Origin of the sequence: Haladaptatus sp. R4 (assembly GCF_001625445.1) — an archaeon.
GTDB lineage: Archaea > Halobacteriota > Halobacteria > Halobacteriales > Haladaptataceae > Haladaptatus.
On record NZ_LWHG01000021.1, the window covers coordinates 437377 to 461365 of the forward strand.

Genomic DNA, 23989 nt, shown 5'->3' on the forward strand with positions numbered 1-23989 from the left:
GTCAATCACCGTTTGGGAAGTGGTCGAGATGAAGTCGAATTACACCGCGTGGATCGCCTCCACGAGCGCACATTTCCGACAGACGTCCCGCGTCGTGGCCGCACCACAGCGTTCACACTCGTTGAGTTCGCGCTTTCCTTCACCCGCGCCGAATTCGTCCGCCGCGAGTTTGGCGAGTTCCTCGTAGCCAGCCATGATGGAATGGCGCGTCCCCGGGTGATTCTCTTCGAGTGAGAGCATCAATTTCTGAATCTCGCCGCGGTACGCCTCGCTGGAATGGGGACATTCGGTGATGTGTGCCGGGAGGTTTTCCAGGTGTGCGTACAGTGCGACTTCCTTTTCCGGCACGTCACGCAGCGGTTTCGCTCGGGGGACGAACTCGTCCTGTTCGCTTCGTTCGTCGAATCCCGCCAGACTCGCGTCGAAATGCTTTGCGACCTGTGCGACGTCCCCTTCGAGGAAGTTCATCAGTGCGGTTTCGGCTTCGTCGTCGAGGTTGTGCCCGGTGAGGAGTTTGTCCGCACCGTACTCCTCGGCGTACTTCGAGAGCAGGTCGCGGCGGAAGACGCCACAGTACGCACAGGCGGCCATGCTTTCTGGGTCCTTTTGAACCACGTCGTCCATCCGGAGGTCGAACTCCTCCTCGTAGGAGACGACCTCGTGGCGGATATCGAGGTCGTCGGTGAGTTCGAGACAGGCGTCCAAGCTCTTGTCCCGATATCCCTCGATCCCCTCGTGAATCGTCAGCGCCAGGAGTTCGATCCGCGGGTCCTCGGCGAACGTGTCGTGGAGGATCTTCGTGAGGACGACGCTGTCCTTGCCACCCGACAATCCGATGAGCCACACTTGGGGGTCGTCCGGTGTCGCCGAAGCGGGCAAGAGGTCGTCGTCACGGATGCGTCGACGGAGTCGTTTCTCGACCGACCGGCAGAAGTGGTCGTCACAGAGGTGAAGCCCCGAATACGCGGCGTGCATCACCGCCTCTCGGTCGCACTTATCGCAGTCCATTACGTGTCGCTTTCGTCGCGGGCCGTTTCACGGTTTCGCTCCGGTATAAATCGAATACTGCGATAGTAAATCGGCATGTTCGTCGTCGGCCCAAGACGAAAGCGGAGAGACGGACGGTACCCGCGCGCCGACGGGAACTTCCCCGCCGATAATCGGCCGCCACGCCGTTTTCAGTGATGTCAATACGAAATTAAGTAGCGGGGTACCAATTTATTTCTAGCGAATAAGTATAAATTTATATTCTGTATAGCTGTATCCGGGTCAAAATACCGATGACGGATACCAACCGTACTGACCGACGATCGAGTTTCAATCGACGCTCGTACCTGAAGGCGATCGGAGCGACGGGCGCTCTGACGTTCGGAAGTGGAGTGGCCGGCGCGATGTCGTCACCGACCGACTACGTGTACGTTCCGCACGGGAAGAGAGTGCGGACGGAGAAGGTGGTCGCACACGAGGATACGAATCGAACGGTGTCTCCTGCCGACGTTGCGACGATGCAATCAGAGCCGGAAGTGACGTCACAGAAAAACCCCGAAGTTCCCGACGTCCACGAGTGGCTCGCGTACACGCTCGGAACGTACAACTCCAACGATGGAAACGGGTTCAAGCGATATCAGGGATACTTCGTCGTTCCCACGTCGCCGCCCACCTCGGGCGACGTCGACTTCCTCTTCCCGGCGTTCGAGGACGCCGATTACACGACCATCGTACAGCCGGTCCTCCAGTGGGACTGGGGTTCCTACACCGACCAGTGGACGTACTCGGCGTGGTGGGGTCCGGACAGCAGCGGCGCGTACCACCACGGACCGGTCAAGCCAGCCGACCCCGGCGACACGCTGTACGGCTACATGAACGTCGGCAGTTCGAGCGGCGGTCAGTGGTACATCGAGATGCAGAACGTGGATAAAGGCACCTCGTCCAGCGTTTACTCGGACGACCTCTCGCTCGATTTCACGCACGCGTTTACAACACTTGAAGTCGCAGCCTACAACTGGGGACGCTGTGACCAGCTTCCGGGATACACGACGTTCTACAACCAGGTCTTCGAGAACTTCGCGGGACAGAGCGTCGGCGTGAATTGGAGCGGGATCGTCAACTCGAACGCGCAGTGTGACGTCAGCGCGACGGCGAGTTCGTCGAGCGAGACGACGATTCACACACCGAACTGATCCGCCGAGGATACAGTTCGAGCTGCGAACGTATTTTTGCGGTCCGAGATTATCTGGGACAAGTATTTTTCGATACGATTCCGGCTCCATGGCAAAACAGGCAAGTAAATGCGACCAATACGCTTAGATAACGTCACAGAACCGGCACTGAGAAGGGGCTCGAATGGCACCGTTCCGGTACGTGTCACTCGATAGCCGTTTGCTGATAGTAAACCATGAAAATTGAACGCGAAACAATAATCATCCTGCTGCTAATAGCCTTGGTGCTTGCACCGGTTTGGTATTTCTCGCTCGCAGCTGGCGAGGAGAAATCCCCGGTCGTCCTTAGCAGCAACAAGGGAAGTATTGCACCAAACGAAACGTTCCTGCCGACACCAGTAGAGGTCGGCGAGTTCGCTGCCGGTGTGGTCTCGTGGGCCGCACTGTTCGTCCTCGTCGGGATGTTATATTACACGAATCGATTCATCCGAGTTATCGGTCGGTCGAGCGGTTCGATAGCGACGGATGGGGGAATAAATCTCAACCTCCCATCGTACTTGACCAGCGATGGCCGATGGATCGCGGACTTCTGGCCCGCAGAGTATAGCACACCCGGCATCATCGGGATAGCACTCACGGCGTGGTCCACGGTCGTGTTTGCTGCTCTCTTCGGACTGGAAACGTTCGGCTATGCACGGACACAGTTCCTCGGCATCTACGCTGGTATGATGTTTCTCTCGATCGGCGCGATGACTGCTATCTACACGACGTGGTTCATTCCGGATATGGTCGTGGTCGAGGACCGCAGTCACTGAATGGAACAAAACAGGAAATCTGAACAATGACCAACGACGATTCCAACAAACCAACGGACGGATCGAACGAAGAAAACGAGGTGCCCGACGAGCGGCAAGGAAAGCTCGTCGAGCGCGAAGAGGGTGGGTACGAATACCAACCGCCGGAAATGTCGCGACGAGCAGTCGCGACGTGGCTCGCAGGTATCGGTGGCGCTGCCGCAGTCGGCAGCATCGCCGTGAGCGCCGTCGCAGCGCTGTCGGATGCCGGTGTCGGTGCTTCGCGTGAGAACGTCTACGTAAAGGGAACCCACCTCGTGGACGAAAACGGCAAACGAATCGGCATCGATACCCTCAAGGAAGGATCCGGGGACGAAAAAGTCGTACTCCCGGAAGCCGAGAAGGGTAAGCCGCTCGAAACGGGTGACGCACCGACCCTACTGGTCCGTTTCTCCGAGTCGAAGTACAAAAAACCGACCAACGTCGACGGAACGGTCAAGGGATACGCCGCGTATTCGATGGTCTGTACCCACGAGGGATGTCTCGTCTCGCAACGGGAAGGAGACGGTTTCAAATGTCCGTGCCACAACAGCGTGTACGACCCGCTCAAGGGTGCGGAAGTCACCGGCGGACCCGCACCACGCGCGCTTCCGCAACTCCCCATCGGAGTCAGTAAAGACGGAAAGCTACTCGTCGCCACCGGGCCGTTCGACGGCCCAATCGGACCACAGTAACGGAGAAAGCAATGTTAGATCCATGGAAAAAACGAGACCGGAAATCGGCTAACGATCAATACGCGGGTAGTCGCGTCTACACCTGGTTGGACGACCGACTCGACCTGCAGGACGGAATGTTGGGTAAGGCCTTCCCCGAGGACAAGTACGGGTCGTTCCTCCTCGGAGAGGTTGCGTTGTTTTCGTTCGTGCTCCTCTCGCTGACTGGGACGTTCCTCGGACTTCTGTACGCGCCCGTGGCAACGAAGGGAATGGAGTACTCGGGACAGGTACAGTCCTACACTGGAAAAACCCTCCCCGGTGCGTTCGCATCCGTCCTCCGAATCAGCTACGACATCCGTCTCGGGATGTACTTCCGGATGATGCATCACTGGGCCGCGTACTTGTTCATCGCGGCCATCGCGCTCCACATGTTCCGGGTCTTCTTCAGCGGCGTCTACCGCAACCCACGTGAACTGAACTGGGTGGTCGGCAGCCTTCTGCTCCTGTTGGCGCTGGGCGAAGGGTTCCTCGGTTACTCGCTCCCGTACGACAACTTCAGCAAGACGGCGACTTCGATCGGGTTCGAAATCACGAATACCATACCGGTCATCGGTGGACAGTTAGTGAAGTTGCTCTTCGGTGGGGGCTTCCCCAGCAACGCGGACGTCGTGTTACCGCGGATATTCTTCCTCCACGTGTTCCTGCTTCCGGCGGCCATCGCCGCGCTCATCGCGGTGCACATGGGACTGCTGATTCGTCAGAAGCACACGGAACAGCGTAGTGCGAGGGACGAAGTCGACGAGATCGAGGACAAGGACGACAAGAGCATCGTCGCCGGCGTCCCGCTCGTTCCGAACCAGGCCGCGATGACGGTGATCGTCTTCTCGTTCACCACGGCGGTCATCTCGTTCATGGCGGCATTGTTCCCCATCCAGCGGATCGCCATCACCGGTCCGGCGGACCCGCTCTCCACCCCACCCGGTGTGGTTCCGGCGTGGTTCTTGATGTGGGTGTACGGTATCCTCAAGGTCGTCCCGAGTGGTCTGGGGTCGCTCGGCCGATTCCTCGGCGGTGTCATCATCCCGACGATCATCATCGGCGTCCTAGTGATCTGGCCGTTCATCGACCGGAGCACGGAACAGATCACCTTCGCGGTGAACCCGCTCGACCGTCCGGCACCGACAGCGGTCGGTGTCGCGGCGATCACGTTCATCAACCTGACGTCGCTGGCCGGGATGAACTCGCAGATCGCGGAGACGTTCGATACCACGATCGGCGCGCTCGGAACGCCGCTCCTCGTCCTCGTCGTCGTGGTGCCGATCCTGTACGGACTCATCGTCTACTTCATGCTCCGTCGCCGACTGGAGCGAAAGGGTAAGACGACGGCGGCACAGATACAACCCGGAGATTAACCGATGGCAGTCGCTCTCCCACCACGACAGTATCGCGTGGTCGATTGGGGGTCGAAACTGGTCGGTATCGTCGCCCTCGCAGCGGGGTTAGAACATCTCTTCGGGTCGCTCTCGATACCGGTTGCGATACTGGGATTCATCATCGGCATCGCAACCGTCTTCATCGACGTCGACGGAACCGACGCGTAACTATTCAGCTGTTTTCGGAAACGGACAACACTTGTCGAATACGAACTCCGACGAGCCACAGCACACAGCAGCCGAGAATGACGATACCGACGATTCCGGTGAGGCTCGACACGAAGAACAACTGTGCGCTGAGGATCGCTTTTCCGGTGTATTCGATAGCGACGCCCGATGCCGCGATGAGAAACGAGACTCCCCAGAGCGCGATACCGGCGATAGCTATCGCCGCGATTCGTGGGTGGACGAACCGATCCAGAAACGAGTCCGGATTCGATTCCGCGGAGTCGTCATCAGCAGACATTTGCAGTCGACTACGAACGGAATCGATAACACGATTGCGGTCGTGCGATGAACGGAAACGAGTAAATGCCCCCAGTCCAAGGGTTTTACTGAGAGATGGGTCGAGAACGGACGGTCACCGTCTACACGCGCGATGGATGTCATCTCTGCGGGGATGCCATCGAAACCGTTCGCCGCGTCTCAGAGTCGGTGAACCACGACGTCAGCCTCGACATCGTCGACGTGGATACTGACCCGGAACTGCAGGAGCGCTACGGTGAACGTGTTCCATACGTACTGATCGACGGTCGTCCACGATTCAAATACCGTGTCGACGAGGACGAGTTCAGAGACCACCTAACAGGAGAGTAATACGAATGGTCGAACCGATGTCGGAAAGTACAGTACCCCGGACTACAAAGATGCAACCAACTAGCTAGATTGAGGGAAATTCGATGCATAGGAGATCATTTCTGACAGGAGTAGCGGCCACCACGGTGGGTAGTACTGCTATCGTTAGCGGTCAGAAGGGCGGTGGAAAAACACACACCGTCAAGATGGCCACCGAAGCAGGAGAATACGTCTTCGACCCGATCGGTTTGTACGTCGAACCGGGCGATACGGTGAAATGGGTCATCGACAGTGGCAGTCACTCGACGACATCCTACAGTAAAGGAAACCCGAGCGCCAACAACACGCTCATCCCGAAAGGGGCAAAATCGTGGGACAGCGGCACGATCGGCAGTGGTAAGTCCTTCTCGTACACGTTCGAGAAGAAGGGGACCTACGACTACTACTGTATCCCGCACAAGACGCTCGGGATGGTCGGCCGAATCGTCTGTGGGGAACCGGGCGGACCGGCCGAAAAATCGGAAATTCCCGACAAGCCGGGTAGCGGAGTGATACCGCCGTCGGACGAAATCGTGAAGAAGAAGTCCCTCTCGTTCCCGTACATCCCGAACACGGGTCACGGCGGGCCACCGGCCCTCTTCTGGGGTGGGTTTAGCATCTTCTCCCTGACGAGCGTGTATCTGTTTTCGGTCTACGACCGAAAAACGGGCCGGTACGATCAGGCTTCGAACGCGGAAACCATCCTCACCGACGAACACGACCGACCATCGAACGACTGATCCGATTCGAGGATTCCGTTCGCGGGAAGTGGGTTTTATTTGATATAACCGATCAATAGACGCCTGCAACTGTTGTTCTGAAGGCCACAGCGGACGGTTACAGGCGATTTAATTGCTAAATAATAATCAAAGTGGTACTCCTGTATTCTTTTCATGGTCGACCCCTCCGACGAGACACGACGGACTTTTCTCAAACTGACCGGTGCTGCTATCGGGACGACAGGACTTGTGGGGACCGCAGCGTCCGACACGGCAACGACCACGAATCATGCGTGGTCGTCGTTTCAAAACGATACGGGGAACACGGGGAGTAGTGCCGATGGGAACGATCCCGGTCCAGGAGCGTGGGTCGACTGGAGCGAACAGGTGAGTGATCGGGGTCTCTATTCCCCGACCGTAGTCGACGGAATCGCCTACGTTTCCGATACGTCCGGAGGAATAACGGCGTTCGACATTGACTCGCGGAACGCGTGCTGGACGACGCATATCCGAGGGCTGGACTACGCACCGACCGTCGTCGGGGACACCGTGTACGTGGCCGGAACCGACCTCGTCTCCCTCTCCGCCGATGACGGGAGCGAGCGGTGGCGGTTCGAAATCGGCGTCATCGAATCGTCCCCCGTGACCGTTGCCGACGGCATCGCCTTCTTCAAGACCAGCGACGTGAACGGACAGGGTTCCTGCTGGGCGATCGATACGGGGACCGGAACGAAACAGTGGCAAGTCCGTCTCCCATCCGGAAAGGACGGCGAGACACCGAGCGCCGAGAACGTGCCACCCGCAGTCGTCGACGGAACGGCGTACTTCGCCGACAAGGAGACGGTGTATGCCCTCGATGCGATCGACGGACAGCCACAGTGGCAGGCCAGCACCGACGGGATGATCGACTACGCACCGACCGTGGCAAACGATGCCGTCTACGTCTCCGGACGGAAGACGTTCGCACTCTCGACGGAGGACGGAGCGACACGGTGGACGACGGACCTCGGCGATTCGACGCGACTCAGCCAATCACCCGCAGTCACCGACGACACAGTCGTCGTGACCGACGGCGCTCGGGCACGGATTTGGGCACTCGCTGCCGACGACGGAACCGTACGGTGGACGGTCGAAACTCTCGACGGGTCGACCGGAACCCCATCGATCGCCGACGGAACGGTCTACGTCCCCATCACACGGGATAGCGGCGATGGACTCGGCGCGTTCGACCTTCGGAGCGGCAACCAGAAGTGGTGGGTTCCGGTACGTAATCTCGATACCTCGTCGTTGCCGCCCGCTATCGACGACGGGATATACATCGCCGACCGGGAGGGCTTTCTCTACTCCGTCGCGGACCCCGAATGGCTCGACTGGCGAGCGAACGGGATCGGTTCGATGGACGTCGGAGAGAGCGTCTACCTTCAGAACGACGCACTGCGCGCGCTCGACACGGAGACCGGAAAGAAACGATGGCGCAAAGAAGGCGATACGCCACCGGTTTCCGCGAACGGGATGGTGTACGAGACGGATTGGTCGGCGGTCGTCGCGTACTCACCGGACGGAACCCAACGGTGGCGTTCGGAATGTGACGGCGGAGTCACGACCGTTCCGGCCGTCACCGATGACCGCGTCGTCGTTGGCGGCGACGGATGGGTGACCGCGTTCGACGCAACGACCGGTGTGCACGCATGGACGAGTACCGGCGACTGCGGCGGACTCGGGTCGGTCGATACGGTCGCTACCCACGACGAAACGGCATTTGCACTCGTGAACGGTCGAGTCGTCGCGCTCGATGCCGACGGGGAGCAGTGGTCCGCCGGGAATGGCGTGCGAGCCATCGCAGTCGACGATGCGGTGTACACCGGTACCGATTGTAACGAAGTCGTCGCCTACGATTTCGACGGAACCGAACTGTGGCGTGTAACCCTCGAAGACGGAGACACAGTGACGAGTCTCGTCCCGGATGACGGTCTCTACGCCGTGACGAGTGACGTGACGAGCACCGGAACCGATAGTCGCGACTGGCTGGTTTCGCTCGACGACGGGGATGTTTCGTGGACGTTCCACCCGAAATTCCTCCCGTTCGGATCGCTCTGTGAACCGGTTGTCGGCGACGAAACGGTGTACGTCGGCGCCAGCGACCGCCGAGTGTACGCTCTCTCGGCAAGCGACGGAGCGGAACGACGGCGGTTCGAAACCGGCGGCGAAGTCGAGTCCGTCGCGGTGGACGACGAACGCGTCTACGCGACGAGCGACGGCATCTACGCGTTTAGATAGCGTCTTACGGCGCGGAACAGCGGTTCGGTCCCAGTTCGAGCTCCGTCGCCTCGTCTTCGTCTTCGGGTTCGTCCTTGCCACGGTTGATGGCGATGACCGTTTCGTAGTTCGGTGGTTTTTCGGGCACGTCGTCCGAAAGACGGGAGACGAATTCGTCCTCGTCCAACTGAAGTACGTCGAGGTTTCGGCGGACATTACCGACCGTCGACCGAATCGGTTCGCCGGGGCTGCCGTGAGCGAAACGTCCGTCTTCGGTGACGGTAACGTGTCCCGGCAGGACGACGACGCTGTCAGGGTCGCTCATCAACACCTTGTGAAGGGAATCGTACTGCATCTTCGCGCCCTCTGCTGCGCCTTCGTCGCCGAACTCCAGTTCCGTGCGACCGATGGAGTCTACGAACAGGGTGTCCCCGGTGATGACGGCTTCGTCGTTGACGAGATAGCTGGTGATCTCGGAGGTGTGACCGGGCGTGGGAACGGTCTTGATATCGGCGTTTCCGACCTGAACTACCTCGTTTCTGTCGAGGGCGTCGTACTCGTATTCGACGCCGCGTTTGCGGGCGCGTTCGCTGAGGTGGTACGGGACACCGAGCTCGTCGGCGAGCGTGCGCCCGCCGGAGATGTGGTCGGCGTGGACGTGGGTGTCGAACACGTGAGTGATTTCGTATCCACGGTCGTCGGCCGCTTCGCGGAACTCGTCGGTGTGTCGGCTCACGTCGATAGCCGCCGCCTTCCCCTCGCTTCCGACGAGGTAACCGAGACATCCCTTCGCACGTCGCTGTATTTGTACGATTTCTACATCACCGTCCGTTCCGATGGGGACGTGATCGTACACCTCGCTCCACTCCTCCATGCCGCCGGTGACGACTTTCACGTTTTCGAACCCGCGTGCTTCGAGTTCGTCGACGAAGTGTGCCGACGAGATTCCCTTCGCACAGATTGTGAGGATCTCGTCGTTTCCGTCGAGCATCGATTCGACTTCCGAAGCGCCGTCCTCCGACAGCGACTCGTCGGGACCGAACGGGAAGTTCCGTGCCCCAGTGATATGCCACGATTCGAAGCTTTCCTCCGGTCGTGTGTCGATGAGGGCGAAGTCCTCGTCAGCATCCTGCCTGTCCGCCAACTCCGCGGTGGATATCGATTCGACCATGTCCGACGGTTGAACCTCCTCGGGGAAATATTGTTTGGCCTTGTGCCGACAATACAATATTAGTTCGACGGACGATTGTATCCTATCGGCTTCATCGTTCGTTCCACCGGACTTATCCACGGCACTCCCCAACCGAACACCGATGGAGCGAAGCGCGGCGATAGAGCACGTCGAGGAAATCGTCGAGACGGTCGAGAATGATACAATGCCCGTTCCCGTGCGGGAGATTTGGGTTTACGGGGATATCGCCCTCGGCCTCGACCCCATCGACCGGCTGGACGTGTACGTAACGAAGGACATCCTGCTTCGAGGTGACGATACCGACCGGGAGGATGAGTTCGTCGAATCACACGGCGTGAAGGGTGTCGGAAAGACGGTCCGTGCGTCGTGGGCAGACGAGCATCCCGATCTGATTCGGGCGAGCGAGAACGGCTACACCGCGCCCGAGAAGTGTCTCGCGGCCCATCTGCTCCCCGAGAACGACCCCGTCCACCTCGAAGTCTGCAATTCGGGGTTCGAGGACAACGTCACCCAACGCTTACGTGGGGCGATGGCACGGGACGCCTACGAGCAAATCCTCGATCCACGCGGGGTCTGTCTCTGGGTCGATGGACAACGAAGCGAAGAAGCGTTCCGGAAGTTGCGAGCGGGGGAGTTCGCGTTCCCGACGCTCCCGGCCGCGTTGGAGATGCTCGGCATGGATGAAGAGGAAACGAGGAAAGCCGCGCAAGCCGTCGAATCCTATCGCCGTCGGCAGGACGGAACGACGGTTCGCGGCGATGTCGTCTAATACAGGTACGAACAGGCGGCACGCAGGTTCTCACGCGAGGGAGCGCCACACACCCGCCTCGACCGCTCGCGCGATACGGGTTCAGGTCACGCCGGTTCTGGTCCCGGCATCGTATATGAACCCTCGCGGTACTACTCCTCGCAAAAATCTGGACCAAAAACATCCCGCTCGGTCACTCACGGCTCACACGGCAAGAGCGTTGCTCTTGCCTGTTCTCGTTCGCCGTTCGTCTTTCGAGGCGCGGTACGCCTCGCATCCCTCGCGGCGCTACTCCCCGAACTCGTCTTCGAATCGGAAGACGCCGTTTCGCTGAACGACTTCGCCATCCACTTCGATGTACGAGTCGTCGCTCATATCGACGATCATGTCGAGGTGTGTGGCGCTCTCGTTGAACGGTTGCCCCTCGGGAACCGTCTCGCCGATGGCTTGCCCGATGGCGAGGTGAATCGTGTCGCCCATCTTCTCGTCGAAGAGCATGTTGTAGGTGAACTGGTCGATATCGCGGTTCATCCCGATACCGAGTTCGCCGAGTCGGCGCGCGCCCTCGTCGGTGTCGAGGGTCCCTTCGAGGACCTCTTCGTTCTTGTCGGCACTGAAATCGACGACTTCGCCGTTCTCGAAGCGGAGCCACGCACCTTCGATTTCCCGTCCCTGTCGGACGAGGGGTTTGTCGAACAGTACTTCGCCCTCGACCGAGTCGGGAATCGGCGCGGTGAACACCTCGCCGCCGGGGAGGTTCTTCTCGGCGAAGTCGTTGATGGTTTTCATACCCTTCACCGACATCGTGAGGTCGGTCGTCTCGCCGGAGACGATGCGTACTTCGTCGGCAGGGTCGAGGATTTCGACCATCTGCTCCTGGAACTCGCGCTGTTCGTCCCAGTCCTTGTTTATCGCGTTGTACACGAACGCCTCGTAGGCTTCCGTGCTCATCTCGGCCAACTGGGCCTCTCCCGGGGCGGGGAACTGCGTGCCAACCCAGCGTTTGCCCATTCGTTCCTGTTGGATGGGCGCGTTGGCGCGGGCCTTGGCGGCGGATTTCTCCGCCGGGACGTCGCTGGTCTCCGCCGTGTTCTCCGCTCCTTTGATGATGATGACGGCGTCCGTCTCCTCTATCGCCGCCAACGTGTGGTCGAGCAGACCGAAATCGTCCGCGTCGCAGGAACGGAGGAACGCCCGGTCCGCCCGTTTGCTTCGCATCGACAGCGACGGTTTCGCGCCACGTTCCCCGAGTTTTTCGTACAGCGCGACGACGAGGTCCTCGGCGACCGTCGGTGCCATTACCTCGACGGTGTCACCTTCCTCGATGCTCACGGAATGATCGACGATGACTTCCGCATGTTCTCGAATTCGTGGGTCCATACGATGAGAAGAACCGTCAACTTGAAAACTGTTTCAATTTAAACAGGCGGTTCAAACGCGGGCGGTCGTCACGTAGAAGGGAACGACTTCCGCACGCCGGTACTCCTCCCCACCCATCTGTCTGATGGTCTCTCTCCCCATCTCCCGCCACTCGGCGCGCAGGTCGTCGTACTCGTCGGTCGAAAGCGGTCCGACCAGCGTGTCCCGTCGGTCCGTCAGCGCGCTCGCGGTCGCCTTCCGTTTTGCCGCTTCGATGTCCCGTTCCGAGTACGGCGGTTCGACCGTCTTCGCGTGGTGGTGCGGATGGGTCGAAGAGTCGTGGAGACCGGCCGTTCGGAACAGTTCGCGGGTCCCTTCCCCGCCGAGGGTGATGTCGGTGGCCGTTCCCGCGACGTACGCCTCGCGAGCGGTTCGGGACAGGGACCGCTCCTCCGGCACCGTCGATTCGACGGAAACGGCGGCGTTGTCGGGTTCTATCGCCGCCACGAGGTCCGAGGAGACGCGGGCGAACTCGCGGACCGCACGAACTGGTTCGGGGAGGTTGATGAGCAACGCCTGACAGACCACGAGATCGAAGCTGTCGTCGGGAAAGGGCAACCGGTAGGCGTCGCCCGCGACGCAGGGAACGAACTCCCGTGCGACCGAGAGGAGGCGCGGGTCGGCGTCCGTCCCGAAGACGTCGCCCGGCGTCTCGTCCGCGAGGACGCGGGCCAGTTCGCCGGTCCCACAACCGACGTCCAGTACCCGCTCCCGGGAGTCGAGTTCGAGGTCCGCGAGCGCGTCGCGGGATTCCCACATCCCTTCCCGTGTTCGACGGAGATAGTCGGCGGAGAACTCGCGCATGTGTTGTGGTGGATTTTCGCGGGCGGCGTCAAAAACGGGATGGTTCGTTGGTGGGTTGCCGAACGGCCGTGGGAACGAATCACACAAGAGAATCACCGCGATACCAACGTTGATACCAGCCCCATCACCTACGAGTAACCAGTGTCAACCCGTGACGATTTTCTCTCCGGCGTTCGCGTCTCCTTACCGATCATGCTCGGGATCATCCCGTTCGGGATGGTCACGGGTGTCGCGGCGGTCGAAGTCGGTATTCCGGCGATTCACGCGATCGCGATGTCGGTCATCGTCTTCGCCGGGGCGTCACAACTCGCGGCGACGGAACTCATCGGTCGGGACGCACCCATCGCCGTCATCGTCCTGACCGTCCTCGTCGTCAACCTGCGGATGATGATGTACAGCGCCTCGATCGCGCCGTACTTCGAGCGCGAATCGGCGCGTTGGAAGGCGGCGCTCGCCTATCCACTGACCGACCAGGCCTACGCCGTCTCGCTGTTGAAGTTCCGGAACGACGAGCACACCAGCAGACGGTGGTACTACCTCGGCGTCGCGCTGTCGCTGTGGACCGTGTGGCAGCTCTCGACGGTCGCCGGTATCCTGCTCGGCGCGAGCATTCCAGCGGGATGGCATCTGGAGTTCGCCGTCCCGCTGGTGTTCCTCGCAGTGTTAGTTCCGGCCGTCACCGACCGGCCGACGCTGGTGGCCGCCATCGTCGGCGGCATCACCGCAATCGCGGCCAACGGCCTCCCGTTCGATCTCGGACTCGTCGTCGGCGCGCTCTTCGGTATCGGTGCCGGACTGCTGACCGAGGAGGTGGCCTGAATGGCGACGACGGGGCTGAGTGATGTGAGCCTCTGGCTCATCATCCTCGTCGGTGGTCTCGGAACGTACCTGATCCGCGTGTCGTTCATCGCGCTGTTCGGCCGACTGGACGACGTGCCCGACGGCGTCGAGCGCGCACTCCGATTGGTCCCCGCCGCAGTCCTCTCGGCGCTCGTCCTGCCCAAGTTCGTCTACATGGACGGGTCGCTCGCGCTCTCACCGGACAACCTGCGCCTCTTCGCGGGCGCACTGGCCGTCGCCGTCGCGTGGTACACCGAAGACATCTTCGCCACCATCGTCGCCGGGATGGGCGCGCTGTGGCTCCTGAGCTACGTATTCGGCTGAACGGGAGGATTCTGAGTCGATTACCGGGAAGACGACCTCGAAAACCCCCGCCCGCTCGCTACGCAACTAATTTTGAGTCGGGTTTCCTGCGACAGCAGTGACTCCGATGACGACCCCGAAAGCCCCTGTCCGTTCGCGGCCGCTGTGCGGGATATCCACGCTCTCCACAACGCCCGCGTAGATAGTGCCCGCACAGCGACTACAGCAAGCGCGAACGGACAGCCCCTTTCAGTCCCACCCAGACAACGCTACCGCTCCGCCGCCGCACCGCGCCACGTCCTCCCCAACCGACTCCTCGCTGACGCTCGTCGTCCCTCGCGCACGTTTCTCGCGCGCGCCGTGCGGTTGGTCAGTATCGACCGCCCCGTGCAACCGGGTGGCGCGCGCTGACAAGACGTTCGCCAGCGGTCCGGCTGAACCGTCTTAGAAGGTTCGTGCGAGGGATGACGGAAGGAGCGTTAGCGACTGGAGGAATCGGTTGGGGAGGTGTGTGGTGCGGTGCGGTGACGGAGCGGTAGCGTTGTCTGGGTGGGACTGAAAGGGGCGCCCGCTCGCGTTTATCATGGGCGTCTCACCGACCCCTCTTGACGAAACGAGCGACGAAGGAGCGAGTGAAGGAAAGATGTCGGCGAGCGACCGGGAGCGGGCGGGGGCTTTCGAGACGGTCTTCCTCCTAGCAACTCCAATCGCACACCAACCAAAACCAATTCGGAGCGAACGGGCGGGGGCTTTCGGGGTCTCAATCTCGTTGCTGAAGTCACGATAGAACCAAACACGCAGTTCGTAGCGAACGACCTGGCAAAAATAGCTGGGCGAGAAAAACCGCATCTCCACGGGTTACTCGTCGCCTTATTCGTCGCGCAGTTCTTTCACGCGAGCGATGTTCCACGAGAAGCCTTTCCCGTCTTCAGTCGGCGTCTCCAGCACCAACGGAACGTCCTCCAGTTCGGGGTGGTTGATGATGGCGGACATGCCCTCCTCGCCGATGTAGCCCTCGCCGATGAGGGCGTGTTCGTCCTTGTTGGTGCCACACTCGTGTTTCGAGTCGTTGAGGTGGATGCATTTCAGGTGTTCGAGGCCGACGACTTCGTCGAACTCCTCGACCGTTTCCTCGACGCCCTCCTTCGTGGAGAGGTCGTAGCCCGCGGCGAAGGCGTGGGCGGTGTCGACACAAACGTCCAAATCCTGCTCCGACTTGTCGAGCACTGCGGCGAGGTGTTCGAAGTCGCCGCCGAGTTTGGTGCCGCTTCCGGCGTCGCTCTCGATGAGGACGGTGACGCCGTCCGGGATGTCGAGTTCGTCCAGCGCGCTGGCGGCGTTGTTCAGGCCGCCTTCGACGCCCGCGCCGGTGTGTGCGCCGAGGTGGACGTTGACGTATTCGATGCCGAGTTCGTCCGCGGCGTCCACTTCGGTCTGCATGCTGGCGATGGATTTCGCCCGGAGGTCGTCCTTCGGCGTGCAGAGGTTGACGAGGTACGACGAGTGGATGACCCACGGGCCGTCGAGTTTCTCGTCGGTTTCGTTCACGAACAGTTCGACCTCCTCGTCGCTGAGGTCCGGGTCCTGCCAGACCTGCGGGGACGTGGTAAAGATCTGTCCGCAGTTGCCGCCGAACGTGACCTGGCGGCAGACGGCGTTCGCGATGTTGCCGTGGGGTGGTTTCGTCTCGTCGCTCGTCACCTTCGAACTGGACATGGAAACGTGTGCGCCGACTCGCATACTCACAGCCTCCCGTTCGGGGGTCAAAGGCACTTCGAAGCGGCGGCGAGGAACCGTATCGAAACCGACAGTTCCGCGACCCGAACCGTTAACTCGGTCGGATGGAAGGAATCCGTATGCCCGGATCAGGTGTCCTGTCGGTTGGGGACGACGCACCCGAGTTCAGCGCACCGCTCGTGACAGCGAGCGGGGAGGTGTCGGAGCGCGAGTTGTCGTCGCTTCTCTCGGACGGGCCGGTGCTCCTCTCGTTTTACCCGAACGACTTCACGCCCGACTGCATCGAGGAGTGGTGTTCGTTCCGCGATTACGACTGGTTCGCGAGCGGCGGCGAGGTACAGGTCGTCGGCGTGAGCAAATCCCGTCCCGCGACACACCGCCGGTTCATCGACTACCTCGGCATCCAGTTCCCGCTGTACACCGACAGCGACCTCGACGTCGCAAGCGAATACGGCGTGAAATACCGCGTTTTCAAAACCGTCCACCGGGCGAAACGCTCGTGCTTCCTCATCGACCAATCCGGCGTCGTCCGGTACGCGTGGGTCAGTGACCATCCCATCGACCCGACGCTGGGACAACCGCCGCTCGGCGAAATTCACGAGGCCATCGTCGATTCGTTCGGCACGGAACCCGAGACGTTCGGATTCTGAGCCCGCTAGTTGCTGTTTTCGGGCAGAGATCCGTATGCGTGGGCCTCGTTCACAGTAAGTCAAATTTGAATTTCTGACGGATAGAGATTACTGATTGAAAACTACCAAAATACTTGACGAAGAAAATTAATATGTGTTTTAAGTAGTTATTGTCATGTCCGAGGTTATGATTGCTCGTGCGCGTATTGCTTCTGGGAAAGAAGACCAGCTTCGTGCGTGGTTCAAGGAAATGCACGAGCGTGAGCCTGAAGTTATTGAAACTCTTCAGCATGAAGGTGTCTACACGGAGACTGCTTTTATCCAAACTATAGACGACACTTCATTTCTATACATTTACATGGAGGCGGAAAACCTCGAAACAGCGGATGAAGCCGGTGACAAAGAAGAGTACGAAATTGACGAAGAACATCACAAGGCTCTCCGAGAAACTCTGACTGGTGACTGGGAGGAACTCGAAACAATTGGTCACTTTACGAACCCCTCACTACGGTAATAGACGAGCGTTGGTGGCAAGTTTAAACCTATTTCGCTACCGGGCGGCGCTACAACGCGCCGACGATGATGAAAGCCTTCGTCTACAACTCACCTCACGCGGTCGGGTCCTCGTGGCGCTGTGTCCACGGTTCGCTCTCGAACTTCGCTTTCGCGTGCTCGCGTGCGCGGGCCACTTCGTCGTCCGTCCACTCGCCGTCGGGTGCATCCGCCCAGTCGTGAAGCGCCTCCTCGACGGCGGTCACGGCGTCGGCGCGGTCGATGCTGACTTCCTCGTTGATGGTCGTCACGCGTTCGTGGAACTGCGCCGCCGTCGTCTCGGGTTTCGCAAACGTCGAGAGGTGGCGTTTCGCGTCGAGTGCGAACTTCAGGGAACCGTGCTGGATGACGGCGTCCTTGCGCCGATACTGAGCGTTGCCGCTGATTTTGCGCCCGTTAGCGACGATGTCGTGGGCGGGGTGGAGTTCCCGAAGGTAACACGCCGGTTCGTGGATGACCGGAAGCTTCTCCTCGGTAAACCTCGCGTCGACGCCCATCCGCTCGAACGCGTCGAAGATCGGTTCACAGAGCAGTTCGTAGGTCTCCATCAGGTTCCCCGGCAGTTCGTCGGCGGGCGCGATGATTGAGTAGGAGATGTCGCCGTAGTTGTCGTGATAAATGCCGCCGCCGCCGGTCGGCCGCCGCGTGACGGTGATTCCTTCGTCCTCGCAGAACTCCCAATCGACCGTCTCGGGTTCCTGGCGGTAGCCGAGTGACAGGGTACTCGGATCCCACCGATACACGCGAAGGGTTCGCGGGCCGCCGTTCGCGGCGGTCTCGGCTGCGATTTCGTCAAGCGCCATGTTCAGCGGTCCGTCCCACGATTCTTCTCGAACGAGTCGCCACTCCCTATCCGCCAGCGTCATGCTACGACGTTCGCATGGCTGGACGAAATCGGTTACGGACGACGGACGGCAAGAAAATCCTCCGCTACTCGCTCACTCCCTGCCACAGCAGGAACAACACGACGATGAGCAGGAGTTGAACCAGTTTGTCCGCGAGTCCGAGCGGGTCGTAAACGTTCGGCCACCGCAGACCGAAGTAGGCGGCGAACTGAATGCCCGTGTATGCGATGCCGACCGGATACAGGACTTCCCGATCGAACCCCAGCCAGAGGAGGACTATCGCCCCGAAAAAGCCGAGTCCGGCGAGGATGAACAACACCCCGATGAAACCCTCGCCGAGGTCCGCTACCCCCTCGTAGATGTGAATCACACCGGTAATCGCCGCCAGCAGGATACCGACGTAATCGAGCGACACCAACGCGGTGGAACGGTCGAACCACGAACGAGTTTCGGTCGCCATACGAGCGTCCCAACCGGGAATCGGTTAGCGATGACGGCCACCGGTTTTCGGCCCGACCAATGGAATCGTTGGTTTACGGTCGGTCGATTCGAAACGGAACGGCATGACCGACCACGGACAGAAGGTCACCGGTCCGTTCGTCAACGGCGTCGCCGTCACGGTGTCGTCGGGACGTGAGAACTACACAACCAACTAAATATTTCGGCGTCGTAACAGGTTCATGCGCCTTGTACAGGTGCTCGTTCCGCGCGGTAAGCGAGACGCGGTTCTCGATGCGTTGGACGAGGAGGGGGTGGACTACGCGGTGTTCGACGAAACCGGGCGGACGGAGTTCTCCGCGCTGGTCACGTTTCCGGTGCCGCCGAGTGCCGTCGAGCCGATTCTCGAAAAGCTACGCATGGCGGGGGTAGAGGAGGACGCGTTCACCATCGTCCTGCAACCCGAAACCGTGGTGTCGAAGCGAATCGCCGAACTCAAGCGACGCTACTCGGGGTTCAACATCGCCCGCGAGGAACTCCGCGAGCGGGCGGCCGAGATGGCCCCCGAGAGTTCGACGTTCTTCTCGATGACGTTCATCAGCACTATCATCGCGGCGACCGGCCTGCTCCTCGATTCGTCGGCCGTCATCATCGGCGCGATGGTCATCGCACCACTGATGGGTCCGGCGATGGCGGCCAGCGTGGGGACGGTCGTGGACGAACCGAAACTGGCGGAGCGCGGCGTACAGTACCAGATAACCGGCCTGCTGGTCGCCATCGCCTGTGCGGCTCTGTTCGGCTTCCTCGTCCGCGGGACGGTGCTCGTCCCCCCCGGTCTCGACATCCGAACCGTCCCGGCGATTACCGAGCGATTCACGCCGAATTTCCTCTCCTTGCTGCTGGCGCTCGGCGCGGGAGCGGCGGGCGTCATCAGCCTCATGCGCGGTGCCGGATCGGTCATCGTCGGCGTGATGATCGCCGTCGCGCTCGTTCCTCCGGCGGCGACGGTCGGTCTCGGCATCGCGTGGCTCGATTTCGGTGTCGCACTGGGCGCGACCGTGAACGTCCTCGTGAACCTGCTGTCGATAAACCTCACCGCGCTGGCGTTGCTGTGGGTGTCGGGTTATCGTCCCGAACGAACCCGGTCGGTCGGCCAAGCGCGGTCGAGAACTCTCTGGCGGATCGCGATCATCCTCGTCGCCATCGCCGTGCTCTCGCTCGGACTGGGTCTCGTCACCTACGGGACGAACCGAACCACGGTGTATCAGGAGCAAGCGAAGGGCGAAATACAACACATGTTCGTCGGCCCGAACGCGGAGTACGCGGGCTACCAACTCGTGGACACCACGATCACCTACGGACCGCTGGATTTCTATCAGGAGAAACCCGCTCACGTTCGCATCGTCACCGACCCTGAAGGGGAACCGCCGAACGACCTCGCACAGCAGATCGACCGCAAAATAACGCAGCGCACGGGACAGAAGACGACCGTCGAGGTCGTCTTCGTGCGATCGCAGGAGTCGACTTGAGTCGATGAATTCGTCAGTAGAAATTTCGTCACGGCACCACGACTTCGTCCATGGCAAACGAGCCCCCGCAAACCGGACTGCTACACCACGTCGAACTGTACGCGAGCGATTTCCACGCGTCGGAGTCGTTCTGGGGGTGGTTGCTCTCCGAACTCGGCTACATCGTCTATCAGAACTGGGACGGCGGCAAATCGTGGAAACGGGGCGGGACGTACATCGTCCTCGTGCAGGGGGACGAAGAATTTCTCGACGAACCGTACCACCGCCGTCGGCCGGGGTTGAACCACCTCGCGTTTCACGCCGAATCGCGCGACCACGTGGACGAACTGACCGAAAAATTGCGGGCGCGAGACGTACCGATCCTGTACGAGGACGACCACCCCTTCGCGGGCGGCGACGGCCACTACGCGGTGTACTTCGAGGATCCCGAACGGATCAAGGTCGAACTCGTCGCACCGAACTGATCAGTCGGGGAGTTCGGCGAGAACGATGTTGTTACCGTACAGATCCTCGAAGTGGACGTGGGTTCCGCTTTCACCCGTTTGGGGTTCTCCGAGAAACGTCACGCGGCCCCGAAGCGATTCGTACGTCTCCCGGCAGTTATCCGTGTAGAAGACGAACGTCGGTTCTCGACCGGTTTGGTTGCCGACGAGCGCACGCTCCCTCTCGTCGTCGGCCTTCAGCAACCAAATTCCCGAAGTTCGGTCGGCGACTCCAACGTGAACGGCCCGAAAGCCGTCCGCCAGTTCGTCGTCGAAGAGCACGTCGAACCCGAGCGTCTCCGTGTAGAACTCGATGGCCTCGTCGTACGCTTCGACCAGCAGCGTCGTCCGTCCGATGTCCGTTATCATGTTCAGTCGGGGAAACGGCGGGCGGATATAAAGGACCGAGCAATGGGTAGACCGAAAGTGAACGCTACGGCGCTTTGATGTAGCCGTACCCCTCGGCCTGCAATCTGGCGAGTTCGCCGGACCCGGACGGGACGCCCTCGACACCAGGGAGCAAATCGTCGTCCGTCGTGCCCATTCCCCGGAGTGCGTTCCGGCAGGCGCGGAGGGTGACGTCCCGATTTTTCATCTCTTCGACCAACTCCGTCAGTGCGCTCGTCGCTTCGACGAACATCCGGACGCCCGCACCGTTGGCGAGGACGACGACGTCGTCGTCCGGCGCGGAGACGCTTTCGTCCATCACGAGGTTCAGCGTGTTCGCGACGGCTTCCCGCTGGTCGTTCGGGTCGGGGCTGGAAACGTGGATAACGGTCTTCATCACAGGGCGGGCAACGCGGAGGGACATAACCGGAGTACGAATTCGTCGGACCGTTTCGGAGCGGGATGATACTGGCAACTGTTAACATGGTCGGTGGCTTCCTCCCATTGGGGGGAACAGATATGAGCGATTCATCGACACCGGAGTACAGTCCGTTCGTCACACCGGAGAGCCCGGGCGAACGAATGGGATTCGACGGGTGTGACGTCCACGTCGTCCACCACGACCCCGGCACCGAGCGGGAAGAACACACGCACGGCGAGGAACACATCATCTTCATCCGAGCGGGGCGGATGGAGTGGAGCGTGGACGGAGAGGCACACGAAACCGGACCGGGCGACACCGTCGTCACGCCAGCGGACGTGCCGCATGGGTGGAAGGTGCTCGGCGACGAACCGTCACAAGTCGTCTGCGTCACCGCGCCGCCGGAACCCGAGAGCGAACCCGGCGAGCGGTAAAAAGTGCTGTTCGTTCGCGTTTCGCGCTATCGCCCGCGAACGAACGTTTCGATTCGATTCATGGCCTCGCGCAGGTCGGCCATGCCGGTCGCGTAGGAGGCGCGAAAGTGGCCCGCGCCGCCGTCGCCGAACACGCTTCCGGGGACGACGGCCACGCCCTGTTCCGTGAGGAGTTCCTCGGCGAACTCCTCGTCGTCGCCGCCGCAAGCCGGGAACGCGTAGAACGCGCCGCTGGCCTCGAAACACTCCAGACCCATCTCCTCGAACCGCGAGAGGACGAACCGGCGGCGACGGTTGTACTCGTCGTGCATCTCGACCACGCTGTCCTCACAACTTCGAAGCGCCTCCAGCGCGGCGTACTGTGCGGTGACGGGGGCCGAAAGCATCGAATACTGGTGAATCCGGTTCATCGCCGTGATGGTTTCGGGCGGGGCGAGCGCGTAGCCCAACCGAAGCCCGGTCATCGCGTAGGCTTTCGAGAACCCGTTGAAGACGACGGTTCGCTCGCGCATGCCGGGGAACGTGGCGATGGAGGTGTGGTCGCCGTCGTAGGTGAGCGCGGCGTAAATCTCGTCCGAGAGGACGAACAGGTCGTGCTCGCGGGCGAACTCCGCGACCTCCGCGAGTTGGTCGCGGCTCATCGTCGCTCCGGTCGGGTTGTTCGGATAACACAGCATCAGCGCCTCGGCGTCGGCCGCGCCCGCGCGTTCGAGGTCGTCGTACGTCAGGGCGAACCCGTTCTCCGCCCGCGTCGGGACCGACAGCGGTTCGCCGCCCGCGAAGACGACGCCGGGGACGTAGGAGATGTACGACGGTTCGTGGACCGCCACGGTATCGCCGGGGTTCACCAGCGCGCGCATCGCCACGTCGATGGCTTCGCTCGCGCCCGCCGTCACGATGATTTCCTCGTCCGGGTCGTACTCGTGGTCGTAGCGCCGGACGTGGTCGGCGATGGCTCGCCGAAGGTCCCGGCGGCCGCGGTTCGCGGTGTAGGACGTTTTTCCGCGCTCCAGCGCGTCGATGGCGGCGGTTCGGGCGGCCCACGGCGCGGAGAAGTCCGGTTCGCCGACACCCAAGGAGATCACGTCGTCGCGCTCCTCGGCGAGTTCGAAGAACCGACGGATGCCGGACGGCGGAACCCGTTGAACTCGGTCGGCCGGTTTCATGGCGAGATCGAGAGGCGGTCGTCCTCGTCGCGGTCCTCGAACTCGATGCCGCGTTCCTTGTACGTCTCCATCACGAAGTGGGTGACCGTCTGGGTCACCTCCGGGATGGGTGCGATCTGCTCGGAGACGAAGTTCGACACGTCGTGCATCGAATCGCCCTCGACGTCGATCGCGAAGTCGTAGTCGCCGCTGACCAGTCTGAGCGAGACGACCTGCGGGAACTTGGCGATTCGGCGGGCGATCTCCTCGTAGCCGGTTTCCCGGTCGAGTTCGACGTTGAGTTCGACCTCCCCTTGGACGTGTTCGTCGTCCACGTTGTGCCAGTCCACGACCGCTTGATAGCCGCGAACGACGCCGTCCGCTTCGAGTTTTTCGATCCCTGATTCGACTTCCGACTCCGACAGCCCGGTCTGTCGTGCGAGGTCCGTGGGGCTTTCGCGGGCGTTCGACAGCAGCAGTTCGAGTAGTTCCCGTTTCGGTTCCATAGAATTCCGTTCTAGACGCGAGCACAAGTAGTTTGGTCGTGTGTGACAAGTGTTGCCATTGTAAGTCGGGAGGACAGTCGTCTCTGCCTGATCGAGTTATTGATGCCAGTGGTCGGGGAACGGAAACTGGATGACGCGAGTTCGAGAAGCGACGCGGGAGGACGCCGACGAGATTCTGACGCTTCACGTCGCGGCAATCCGCGCGTTCGGCCCGGACGCGTACGACGAAGAGCAGGTCGCGGCGTGGGCCGAGAAAGAGGATGGGACCGCGGGCTATCCCATCGACGAATCGGGCCACTACCTCGCGGTTGCGGAAGCGGACGAGGTGGTCGGATACGGTCATCTCGTCCCGGGAAACGACGAAGTACGGGCGGTGTACGTGCATCCGAACGCCGCTCGACGAGGTGTCGGGTCGGCGGTTCTCTCCCATCTGGAGGGCTACGCTCGCGGTGCCGGATTGCCCCGACTCGAACTGTGGTCGTCGCACAACGCCGTCGCGTTCTACGAGCGGATGGGCTACCGTCCCGTGACCGAGGAGGAGGAAGAGGTCACGAAGAGGTACGACGGGCGTGACGTCGCGCTCCCGGTGGTCGTGATGGAAAAGCGGTTGGAATAACGGTCCGCGAGACTGTTCGGGTTAGCTACGTGACGGGATGTCGGGAAAACC

General features: G+C 61.1%; 30 protein-coding genes. 17 read left to right on the forward strand and 13 right to left on the reverse strand.

Annotated features, from left to right (window positions below; all coding sequences use genetic code 11):
* Positions 1 to 39: 39 nt before the first annotated feature.
* On the reverse strand, positions 40 to 1008 hold the full coding sequence (locus A4G99_RS11760; RefSeq protein ID WP_066143670.1) for a TIGR00269 family protein: 969 nt from the start codon (positions 1006 to 1008) through the stop codon (positions 40 to 42).
* Between the two features lie 383 nt (positions 1009 to 1391).
* Here A4G99_RS11760 and A4G99_RS11765 point away from each other — a divergent pair, with 383 nt between their 5' ends.
* From A4G99_RS11765 to A4G99_RS11785, 5 genes are all read left to right on the forward strand, one after another.
* A complete protein-coding gene (locus A4G99_RS11765; RefSeq protein ID WP_150123097.1) occupies positions 1392 to 2180 on the forward strand; it encodes a hypothetical protein in 789 nt (262 codons plus the stop codon).
* A gap of 263 nt (positions 2181 to 2443) precedes the next feature.
* A complete protein-coding gene (locus A4G99_RS11770) occupies positions 2444 to 2974 on the forward strand; it encodes a hypothetical protein (protein WP_223301896.1) in 531 nt (176 codons plus the stop codon).
* 26 nt (positions 2975 to 3000) lie between these two features.
* Positions 3001 to 3687: a ubiquinol-cytochrome c reductase iron-sulfur subunit gene (locus A4G99_RS11775; RefSeq protein WP_082837794.1), complete on the forward strand. Its 687-nt coding sequence runs from the start codon at positions 3001 to 3003 to the stop codon at positions 3685 to 3687.
* A gap of 86 nt (positions 3688 to 3773) precedes the next feature.
* Positions 3774 to 5081, forward strand: coding sequence for a cytochrome bc complex cytochrome b subunit (locus tag A4G99_RS11780; protein ID WP_223301842.1), 1308 nt, complete (start codon positions 3774 to 3776; stop codon positions 5079 to 5081).
* 3 nt (positions 5082 to 5084) lie between these two features.
* Positions 5085 to 5270, forward strand: a complete 186-nt coding sequence (locus tag A4G99_RS11785) for a hypothetical protein (RefSeq protein WP_066143679.1) — start codon at positions 5085 to 5087, stop codon at positions 5268 to 5270.
* Positions 5271 to 5274: 4 nt separating this feature from the next.
* On the opposite strand, the gene A4G99_RS11790 is transcribed toward A4G99_RS11785, so the two are convergent.
* Positions 5275 to 5568 (reverse strand): hypothetical protein, encoded by a 294-nt coding sequence (locus tag A4G99_RS11790; RefSeq protein ID WP_066143681.1) that lies wholly within the window; start codon positions 5566 to 5568, stop codon positions 5275 to 5277.
* A 95-nt stretch (positions 5569 to 5663) separates the two neighbouring features.
* Between A4G99_RS11790 and A4G99_RS11795 the strand changes: the two genes are divergently transcribed.
* The 3 genes from A4G99_RS11795 to A4G99_RS11805 all read left to right on the forward strand — a co-directional run bounded on the left by A4G99_RS11795 (position 5664) and on the right by A4G99_RS11805 (position 8932).
* A complete protein-coding gene (locus tag A4G99_RS11795; protein WP_066143683.1) occupies positions 5664 to 5918 on the forward strand; it encodes a glutaredoxin family protein in 255 nt (84 codons plus the stop codon).
* A gap of 125 nt (positions 5919 to 6043) precedes the next feature.
* Positions 6044 to 6676 (forward strand): plastocyanin/azurin family copper-binding protein, encoded by a 633-nt coding sequence (locus tag A4G99_RS11800; RefSeq protein ID WP_223301843.1) that lies wholly within the window; start codon positions 6044 to 6046, stop codon positions 6674 to 6676.
* A gap of 153 nt (positions 6677 to 6829) precedes the next feature.
* On the forward strand, positions 6830 to 8932 hold the full coding sequence (locus A4G99_RS11805) for a PQQ-binding-like beta-propeller repeat protein (protein WP_066143688.1): 2103 nt from the start codon (positions 6830 to 6832) through the stop codon (positions 8930 to 8932).
* Between the two features lie 4 nt (positions 8933 to 8936).
* Here A4G99_RS11805 and A4G99_RS11810 read toward each other — a convergent pair whose 3' ends face one another.
* Positions 8937 to 10082: a rhodanese-like domain-containing protein gene (locus A4G99_RS11810; protein ID WP_066145176.1), complete on the reverse strand. Its 1146-nt coding sequence runs from the start codon at positions 10080 to 10082 to the stop codon at positions 8937 to 8939.
* A gap of 142 nt (positions 10083 to 10224) precedes the next feature.
* Here A4G99_RS11810 and A4G99_RS11815 point away from each other — a divergent pair, with 142 nt between their 5' ends.
* Positions 10225 to 10872 carry a hypothetical protein gene (locus tag A4G99_RS11815; protein ID WP_066143693.1) on the forward strand — a complete coding sequence of 216 codons (648 nt, stop codon included), beginning with the start codon at positions 10225 to 10227 and terminating at the stop codon, positions 10870 to 10872.
* Between the two features lie 267 nt (positions 10873 to 11139).
* Here the strand turns inward: A4G99_RS11815 and A4G99_RS11820 are convergent, their stop codons facing one another.
* The gene (locus tag A4G99_RS11820; protein WP_066143697.1) at positions 11140 to 12231 is read right to left on the reverse strand and encodes an aminopeptidase; all 1092 of its coding nucleotides are present in this window, start codon (positions 12229 to 12231) and stop codon (positions 11140 to 11142) included.
* Positions 12232 to 12282: 51 nt separating this feature from the next.
* The gene (locus A4G99_RS11825; protein WP_066143700.1) at positions 12283 to 13074 is read right to left on the reverse strand and encodes a class I SAM-dependent methyltransferase; all 792 of its coding nucleotides are present in this window, start codon (positions 13072 to 13074) and stop codon (positions 12283 to 12285) included.
* A gap of 192 nt (positions 13075 to 13266) precedes the next feature.
* On the opposite strand from A4G99_RS11825, the gene A4G99_RS11830 reads away from it, so the two are divergent.
* Both A4G99_RS11830 and A4G99_RS11835 read left to right on the forward strand, forming a co-directional pair.
* The gene (locus tag A4G99_RS11830; protein ID WP_190303771.1) at positions 13267 to 13893 is read left to right on the forward strand and encodes an AzlC family ABC transporter permease; all 627 of its coding nucleotides are present in this window, start codon (positions 13267 to 13269) and stop codon (positions 13891 to 13893) included.
* Positions 13894 to 14238 (forward strand): AzlD domain-containing protein, encoded by a 345-nt coding sequence (locus tag A4G99_RS11835; protein WP_066143712.1) that lies wholly within the window; start codon positions 13894 to 13896, stop codon positions 14236 to 14238.
* Positions 14239 to 14466: 228 nt separating this feature from the next.
* On the opposite strand, the gene A4G99_RS25940 is transcribed toward A4G99_RS11835, so the two are convergent.
* Both A4G99_RS25940 and A4G99_RS11840 read right to left on the reverse strand, forming a co-directional pair.
* Positions 14467 to 14631, reverse strand: coding sequence for a hypothetical protein (locus A4G99_RS25940; RefSeq protein WP_190303747.1), 165 nt, complete (start codon positions 14629 to 14631; stop codon positions 14467 to 14469).
* A gap of 456 nt (positions 14632 to 15087) precedes the next feature.
* The gene (locus A4G99_RS11840) at positions 15088 to 15957 is read right to left on the reverse strand and encodes a deoxyribonuclease IV (protein ID WP_066143715.1); all 870 of its coding nucleotides are present in this window, start codon (positions 15955 to 15957) and stop codon (positions 15088 to 15090) included.
* A gap of 116 nt (positions 15958 to 16073) precedes the next feature.
* Between A4G99_RS11840 and A4G99_RS11845 the strand changes: the two genes are divergently transcribed.
* Together A4G99_RS11845 and A4G99_RS11850 are read left to right on the forward strand one after the other, a co-directional pair.
* Positions 16074 to 16604 carry a redoxin domain-containing protein gene (locus A4G99_RS11845; RefSeq protein ID WP_066145178.1) on the forward strand — a complete coding sequence of 177 codons (531 nt, stop codon included), beginning with the start codon at positions 16074 to 16076 and terminating at the stop codon, positions 16602 to 16604.
* A 154-nt stretch (positions 16605 to 16758) separates the two neighbouring features.
* A complete protein-coding gene (locus tag A4G99_RS11850) occupies positions 16759 to 17097 on the forward strand; it encodes a DUF6176 family protein (RefSeq protein ID WP_066143718.1) in 339 nt (112 codons plus the stop codon).
* 94 nt (positions 17098 to 17191) lie between these two features.
* Here A4G99_RS11850 and A4G99_RS11855 read toward each other — a convergent pair whose 3' ends face one another.
* Positions 17192 to 18001, reverse strand: coding sequence for a biotin/lipoate A/B protein ligase family protein (locus tag A4G99_RS11855; RefSeq protein WP_066143721.1), 810 nt, complete (start codon positions 17999 to 18001; stop codon positions 17192 to 17194).
* Between the two features lie 64 nt (positions 18002 to 18065).
* Positions 18066 to 18440: a hypothetical protein gene (locus tag A4G99_RS11860; RefSeq protein ID WP_066143726.1), complete on the reverse strand. Its 375-nt coding sequence runs from the start codon at positions 18438 to 18440 to the stop codon at positions 18066 to 18068.
* A 220-nt stretch (positions 18441 to 18660) separates the two neighbouring features.
* Between A4G99_RS11860 and A4G99_RS11865 the strand changes: the two genes are divergently transcribed.
* On the forward strand, positions 18661 to 19947 hold the full coding sequence (locus A4G99_RS11865; protein WP_066143729.1) for a TIGR00341 family protein: 1287 nt from the start codon (positions 18661 to 18663) through the stop codon (positions 19945 to 19947).
* Between the two features lie 50 nt (positions 19948 to 19997).
* Complete coding sequence (locus A4G99_RS11870) at positions 19998 to 20411, forward strand: VOC family protein (RefSeq protein WP_066143732.1); 414 nt, start codon at positions 19998 to 20000, stop codon at positions 20409 to 20411.
* Here the strand turns inward: A4G99_RS11870 and A4G99_RS11875 are convergent, their stop codons facing one another.
* Both A4G99_RS11875 and A4G99_RS11880 read right to left on the reverse strand, forming a co-directional pair.
* On the reverse strand, positions 20412 to 20798 hold the full coding sequence (locus A4G99_RS11875) for a VOC family protein (RefSeq protein WP_066143735.1): 387 nt from the start codon (positions 20796 to 20798) through the stop codon (positions 20412 to 20414).
* Between the two features lie 64 nt (positions 20799 to 20862).
* On the reverse strand, positions 20863 to 21213 hold the full coding sequence (locus A4G99_RS11880; RefSeq protein ID WP_066145180.1) for a DsrE family protein: 351 nt from the start codon (positions 21211 to 21213) through the stop codon (positions 20863 to 20865).
* A gap of 122 nt (positions 21214 to 21335) precedes the next feature.
* On the opposite strand from A4G99_RS11880, the gene A4G99_RS11885 reads away from it, so the two are divergent.
* Positions 21336 to 21671: a cupin domain-containing protein gene (locus tag A4G99_RS11885; RefSeq protein WP_066143738.1), complete on the forward strand. Its 336-nt coding sequence runs from the start codon at positions 21336 to 21338 to the stop codon at positions 21669 to 21671.
* Between the two features lie 26 nt (positions 21672 to 21697).
* Here the strand turns inward: A4G99_RS11885 and A4G99_RS11890 are convergent, their stop codons facing one another.
* Positions 21698 to 22837, reverse strand: a complete 1140-nt coding sequence (locus A4G99_RS11890) for a pyridoxal phosphate-dependent aminotransferase (RefSeq protein WP_066143741.1) — start codon at positions 22835 to 22837, stop codon at positions 21698 to 21700.
* Positions 22834 to 23322 carry an Lrp/AsnC family transcriptional regulator gene (locus tag A4G99_RS11895; protein ID WP_066143744.1) on the reverse strand — a complete coding sequence of 163 codons (489 nt, stop codon included), beginning with the start codon at positions 23320 to 23322 and terminating at the stop codon, positions 22834 to 22836. The genes A4G99_RS11890 and A4G99_RS11895 overlap by 4 nt, the downstream gene beginning before the upstream one ends.
* A gap of 130 nt (positions 23323 to 23452) precedes the next feature.
* On the opposite strand from A4G99_RS11895, the gene A4G99_RS11900 reads away from it, so the two are divergent.
* Positions 23453 to 23938 carry a GNAT family N-acetyltransferase gene (locus tag A4G99_RS11900; RefSeq protein ID WP_066143747.1) on the forward strand — a complete coding sequence of 162 codons (486 nt, stop codon included), beginning with the start codon at positions 23453 to 23455 and terminating at the stop codon, positions 23936 to 23938.
* Positions 23939 to 23989: the final 51 nt, after the last annotated feature.